This window comes from Streptomyces sp. NPDC057654, assembly GCF_042800135.1.
In the GTDB taxonomy this organism is placed as follows: Bacteria; Actinomycetota; Actinomycetes; order Streptomycetales; family Streptomycetaceae; genus Streptomyces.
The window spans coordinates 1-4,416 of record NZ_JBHVHQ010000730.1 but is presented as its reverse complement, the minus strand read 5'-3'; the positions used below and the strand labels follow the sequence as shown (position 1 = coordinate 4,416).

Sequence of the window (4,416 nt, the reverse complement as noted above, 5' to 3'; positions counted from 1 at the left end):
GGCGAGCCCGAGGACCTGGTGGCCCGCGCCGATGAGCTCGGGGACGACGGCCGAACCGATCCAGCCGGACGCACCGGTGACGAATACACGCATGAGGAACACCTCCGCATAGGCCGACCGCCGCGCCTCTGCGGCACACGGCGGGCGAGTCGATGTCAGCAACTGTCATCGACCATAACACCCGGACGTCAGTAACTGTCATCACGTAGAATCACCGTATGAGTCGATGGGAGCCCAACGCGCGCGGACGTCTCGAACAAGCGGCGCTGGACCTCTTCGGCGAGCGCGGGTTCGAGCAGACGACCGCCGCGCAGATCGCCGAGCGCGCCGGTCTCACCGAGCGGACCTTCTTCCGGCACTACGCCGACAAGCGCGAAGTGCTCTTCGGCCAGGCGCACCTGCTGGAGCAGGCCTTCGTCGACGCCTTCACCGAGATCCCGGACACGGTCGCGCCGGTCGACGCCATGGCATCGGCGCTGGAGACCGTCGCCACCCGGTACTTCGACCCCCACCATGACCGGGCCCGAAAGCGCCACGCCGTCATCGCGGCCAGCACGGAGCTGCGCGAGCGCGAGCTGGTCAAGCTGGCGTCGCTGTCCACCGCGCTCGTCGCCGCGCTGCGCCGCCGCGGCATCGAGGACCCGGCCGCGAGCCTCACCGCGGAGGTCGGCATCGCCGTCTTCAAGGTCGGGTTCGCGCAGTGGATCGGCGACGCCGGGGAGCGCTCGCTGACGGACTTCTTCCGGGAGTCCCTCGACGGGCTCAAAGCAGTGACGGCGGGCCCGTGACCGTACGGCCCGTACGTCCGTGACCGCGGGCCCGTGACCGTACGGCCGCTGCCGCGCACCTACGCCCTTCTCACCGCTCCGCGCGCAGCACCAGCAGGCGGCAGGTGACCGGTTCGCTCGTGTGGTACGTCTGGTCGGGCCGGTCCTCGACGACCGTGACGGCGCCCTCGCGGGTCAGTCCGGCCACGTGCGCGGCGAACCCCATGTCCTCCCAGACCTGCGTCAGCACCGTCATGACCACATACCCGCCCCGGCGCGCGGCCGCGACGAGCGGGTCGATTCCCTCGGGGCCCACGTGTCCGGCCGTGAAGGTCCCGGCGCAGCTCACCGCCGCGTAGCCGCCGGGGTCGAAGGGCAGCGGCCGGGTGATGTCCGCGCGCTCCAGGCGGCGGTAGACGCCCTTGCTCCGGGCGACCTTCAGCATGCCCTCGGAGAGATCGACGCCGTCGACGGCCGTGAAGCCGCGCGCCGCCAGTTCCGCGCCCACCAGGCCCGTACCGCAGCCGGCGTCGAGCACCGGGGCGGCGGCGGGGACCAGTTCGGCGACGAGGGCGGCGACCAGAGGCGGGCCGACGTACCCCAGGTGCTCGACGGTGTCCTCGTCGTACGCCCCGGCCCAGTCGTCGTAGATGTGCGTGCGCTCCTCGACGTCGCCGTCGAGGTGGTACATGCGCTGGAGGATCGGGTGGTGCACGTTCAACCGCTCTGCCACGGGTGCCGCCTCTCGACGCCGGTGCGAAAAGCCCGAACGGAACGAGGCTAGGGCGGGAACCGGACGACGGACAACCACGCCACGCCCCACCGGCCTCACGCCTCTCACCGCGGCTTGGCCCCTCTCCTGCCGCCCTTCGCCCCCCGCGGCTTCTGGTACGACGGCATCCGCCAGCGGGCCAGGCGGCGGCGCACCGCGCGGGTGTCGGGGTGGTCCGGGCCCAGGACGCGTTCGTGCTCGGCGAGCAGATGCGCCAGCGTCTCGTTCGCCCCGGCCCAGTCCCCCGAGCTCTCCCACCAGGTCGCGAGCCGCCGCCGGGTGGCCAGCAGGTCCGGGTGGTCCGGCCCGAGCACCCGCCGCTTCTCGGCCAGCACCTCCTCCAGCATCTCCATCGCCCCGTCCCAGTCGCGGGACATGCCCACCCAGTGCGCCAGGTGGAGGCGGGTCGTCCAGGTCTCGGGGTGGTCCTGGCCCAGTTCGGCGCGCTGTTCGGCGAGCACCTCGTGCAGCGTGCCGATGGCGCCCGCGATGTCCCCGGCCTGGCCCCGGCGGTCGGCGAGCCGGCGCAGCGTCGCCCAGGTGTCGCGGTGCGCGGGGCCCAGCAGCCGCCGCTGATCGGCCAGCAGTTCCTCGGTGACGGCGATGGCGCCCGCCCAGTCCCCGGCGTGGCCGCGGCGTTCGGCTATGGCGCTGCGGGTGGCGAGCGTGGCGGGGTGGCCGCGGCCCAGCACCCGCTCCTGCTCCACGAGGAGCGCCTCGGTCTCCGCCATCGCCCCGGCCCAGTCGCCCGACTGTCCGCGCCGGGCCGCGAGCGTACGGCGCATCAGCAGCGTCTCGGTGTGGTCCGGCCCCCACAGCCGCGCGAGTTCGGCCAGCAGCTCCTCCGTGTCGGCGATGGCGCCCGCCCAGTCCCCGGCCTGTCCGCGCCGGTCGGCGAGCGCGCGGCGGGCGGCGAGGGTGTCGGGGTGGTCCCGGCCCAGCAGCCGTTCCAGGTCGCCGAGGAGCACCTCGGTCTCGGCGACCGCGCCCCGCCGGTCCCGTACGTGCACGAGCCGGTCGGCGAGGTGGCGGCGGGTGGCGAGGGTGTCCGGGTGGTCGCGGCCCAGGACGCGCACCTGCTCCTCCAGCAGTTCCCTGGTCTCGGCGGCGGCGCCGGCCGGGTCGCCCGCCTGGGCCCGCCACTGGGCGAGGTGGAGCCGGGCGGCGAGGGTGCCGGGGTGCTCGCGGCCGAGTTCCCGCTCGCGTTCGCCGAGCAGTTCCTCCCAGACGGCGACCGCCCCGGCCCGGTCGCCCGCGGTCAGCCGCCACTCGGCGATCCGGTGGCAGGTCGGCAGGATGGAGGGGTCCGCGAGGCCCAGCAGCCGCTTCTGCGCGGCGAGCATGTCCGCGTTGTCGGCGGCCCCGCCCTCCCGGTCGCCGCTGTCGCGGCGGAGCTGGGCGAGGTTGCGGCGGGTGGCGAGGATGTCCGGGTGCCCGTGGCCGAGGGCCTCCTGCTGGGTGGCGAGCATCGCCTCGGTGACGGCGATGGCGCCCAGCCAGTCGCGGCCGGCGGCGAGCCAGCCCGCGAGGTCGCGCTGGGTGTAGAGCGTCTCCGGGTGGGCGGGCCCCAGGGTGCGCTGCCGCTCGGCGAGGAGTTCCTCGGTCTCGGCGGCGGCCTTCGCCCAGTCGCCCGCGCGCCCCTGGCGCAGGGCCAGTTCGCCGCGGACGGCGAGGGTGTCGGGGTGCGCGGGGCCGAGGTGGTGCGCCGCCGCCTCGTACAGCCGGCGGGTCTCCCCGATCGAGGCGACGACGGCCCCGGACTCCCAGAGGCTCTGCGCGGCCCGTACGAGGACGGGGTGGACGCCGGCCTCCCACAGCCGGTCCCCGGCGTGGGTGTGCAGGGCGTCGGCGTTGGCCCGCAATACCCGGTGGTCGGCGGCGGTCTCGGCGGCCGGCCACGCCTGGAGCACAGCCCCGGCCGCCGCCCGTACGGCGCCGTCGAGGGCTTCGGCGGTCAGCTCGTCGCGGGTGGCGCGCTGGATCAGGCCGTGGACGCGCAGGGAGCGGTGGGCGGCGGCGTACGGGCGTACGGGCGCGGCCGGGGCGCCGGGGCCGGGCACCGCCGGGTCGGCGAGGTCGGCGAGGTTGAGCCGGTGCAGGCAGTGCAGCGCGTCGCTCGCGGTCTCCTCGTCCACGTCCCTGCCGCCTGCCTCACCCCGGTGTTCGGTGAGGTAGGCGAGGGCGGCGGGGCTGGTGAGGACGGTGGCGGGGATGCCGTTGGCGTCGAGGAGGCAGGCCAGTTGGAGGAGCGGGCGGGCCAGGCCGCGCGGCGCGAGCCCGTCGGCCAGCTCGATGGACAGCGACCAGGTCGCGGCCACGGACGTGCGCTGTTCGTCGGGGAGGGCGCCGTCCTCGGGCAGCACCTCGGCGAGAGCGCGGCGGCGGTCCGCGAACCGCTGGCGGTAGCCGGCGCAGTCCAGGCCGCGGTCGATCAGATACGCGGCGGCCTGGGCGAGCGCCAGCGGCAGACAGCCCAGGTCGGCGGCGAGCGCGCGGATCTGTTCCGCGTCGTCCGCCCGGCCGTGCGCGGCGAGGGTCGCCGTCAGATAGGCGGCGGCCTCCTCCGGGCTGAACAGGCCGACGCTGATGAGCCGTCGGCCGCTGCCGGTGAGCGCGGCGTCGCGGCGGCGGGTGGTGACGACGACCCGGCCGGTTCCGGCGCGCGGCGGCCACAGGCCGCGCAGCAGGCCGGGGTCGGCGAGGTCGTCGAGCACCACGAGCCAGCGCACGGCCGTGGTCTCCAGCCAGCTCAGGAACGTACGGGCGGCCTGCTCCGGATCGGCGACTCGGTCGGCGTCCTGAGCAGCGACCTGGGCGGCGGCGTGCGCGTAGGCGGAGACGACGGCGTCCCGGCCGCTCGCGGTGACCCATACGAGC

Annotated in this window: 4 protein-coding genes; 1 reads left to right on the top strand and 3 read right to left on the bottom strand. The window is 75.5% G+C overall.

Annotated elements, in window-relative coordinates; translation table 11 throughout:
- Nucleotides 1-93 (bottom strand): NAD-dependent epimerase/dehydratase family protein (locus ACFU99_RS34635; RefSeq protein WP_384399849.1); only part of this gene is annotated, 93 nt, incomplete at its 3' end.
- Nucleotides 94-218: 125 nt separating this feature from the next.
- Here ACFU99_RS34635 and ACFU99_RS34630 point away from each other — a divergent pair.
- The gene (locus ACFU99_RS34630) at nucleotides 219-788 is read left to right on the top strand and encodes a TetR family transcriptional regulator (RefSeq protein ID WP_384399846.1); all 570 of its coding nucleotides are present in this window, start codon (nucleotides 219-221) and stop codon (nucleotides 786-788) included.
- 70 nt (nucleotides 789-858) lie between these two features.
- Here ACFU99_RS34630 and ACFU99_RS34625 read toward each other — a convergent pair whose 3' ends face one another.
- Both ACFU99_RS34625 and ACFU99_RS34620 read right to left on the bottom strand, forming a co-directional pair.
- Nucleotides 859-1,500: a class I SAM-dependent DNA methyltransferase gene (locus ACFU99_RS34625; protein WP_384399844.1), complete on the bottom strand. Its 642-nt coding sequence runs from the start codon at nucleotides 1,498-1,500 to the stop codon at nucleotides 859-861.
- Nucleotides 1,501-1,604: 104 nt separating this feature from the next.
- A partial coding sequence (locus ACFU99_RS34620) for a tetratricopeptide repeat protein (protein ID WP_384399841.1) occupies nucleotides 1,605-4,416 on the bottom strand: 2,812 nt, incomplete at its 5' end.